Below are 1,230 nucleotides of genomic sequence, written 5' to 3'. Positions count from 1 at the left end.
GCGCCCCCGCGTGCTTGCGCGATTCAGCGGGGGTGCGGACGCTCAGCGGGGGTGTGGGGCGGTTGCGACTCTTCCTGCACCGATCGGTCGACCTCGAGACCTGGGATCGACCCTGTGAGCGACGGTGGCAGGGGGCGTCGGAGGCCTCACGATGACGGGATGCCGAACAGGATCGATGTCACCGACGTCCGCTCGCTCCTCAGAACGCGGGGCGAGTTGCTCGTGAAGGGGCACACGGAACGGGAGATCGGATCGCGTGTCGCTGCGGGGTCCCTCCGCCGAGTGCGCCGGGGTCGCTACATCGAGGCCGACCGATGGGATGGGCTCTGGAACGAGGGGCGTCATCTCGTCGAAGTGGTTGCGGCCGCTCTCAACTCCGACGGTCCGGGGCCGGTGTTCTGGGGGCCGTCCGCCGCGGTCCTGCACGGCCTTCCGTTGTATCGGCTGGCACCCCGGAAGGTGCATGTGGTCATCGCCGGGGCCCGGCATGGGAGGACCCGGTCCGGGGTGATGTGGCACGACGTCGAGGTTCCTCCCGCCGAGGTCGTCGACGTCGATGGCATCAGGTGCACGTCGCTAGATCGCACGATCCTCGACCTGGCCTGCCTGACCCGCGAGGAGGTCGGGTTGTCCGCCGCGGATGCCGCACTCCGTCGCGAGGCCGTCTCGGGTCAGGTCCAGGACTCCGGGGCGGTCGAGGGCTGGCGGGCACGGATGATGGTGCGAGCGCTCCGCTCGCACTCGCGTGGCGTGCGCCGGGCGCGACGGGTGATCGAGTTCGCCGACGGACGCGCACAGCTGCCGGGTGAGAGCGTCAGTCGCCTGCAGCTGCACAGGCTCGGCTTCGCGGCGCCCGAACTGCAGGTGCACGTGCGCGGGCCGGGAGGGGAGGACTACTGGGTCGATTTCGGGTTCCGTCGTTCGCACTGTTTCGGCGAGTTCGACGGAGAGGACAAGTACCGCAACGCCATCCTTCGCCGAGGACGGAGCGTCGAGGAGGTCGTGCTCGAGGAGAAGCGCCGGGAAGACGCGATCCGAGGGGTGACCGGATGGCGGATGGTCCGGTGGGGGTCGTCCGACATCGCCTCCCCGGATGCGCTCGGCGCCACGCTCTCCGCGTACGGCATCCGCCCTCCCGGGTAGCCCGCGTCGACGCCCCCGCACGCCGCCGAGACCCCGTCGGGTTCGCGGGGCGCAGGAGGGGCCTCGGCGCTCAGAGGGGGTGTCGGC

At 71.0% G+C, this 1,230-nt stretch carries 1 protein-coding gene; it reads left to right on the top strand.

The features are described 5' to 3' along the window. The first annotated feature begins 159 nt into the window (after positions 1–159). Positions 160–1,143, top strand: a complete 984-nt coding sequence (locus tag E0W80_RS19060) for a hypothetical protein (RefSeq protein ID WP_131494555.1) — start codon at positions 160–162, stop codon at positions 1,141–1,143. Positions 1,144–1,230 lie beyond the last annotated feature (87 nt).

This window comes from Microbacterium sp. PI-1, from assembly GCF_004337555.1.
Lineage (GTDB): Bacteria > Actinomycetota > Actinomycetes > Actinomycetales > Microbacteriaceae > Microbacterium > Microbacterium aurugineum.
This window is presented reverse-complemented; position numbering and strand designations above follow the sequence as displayed.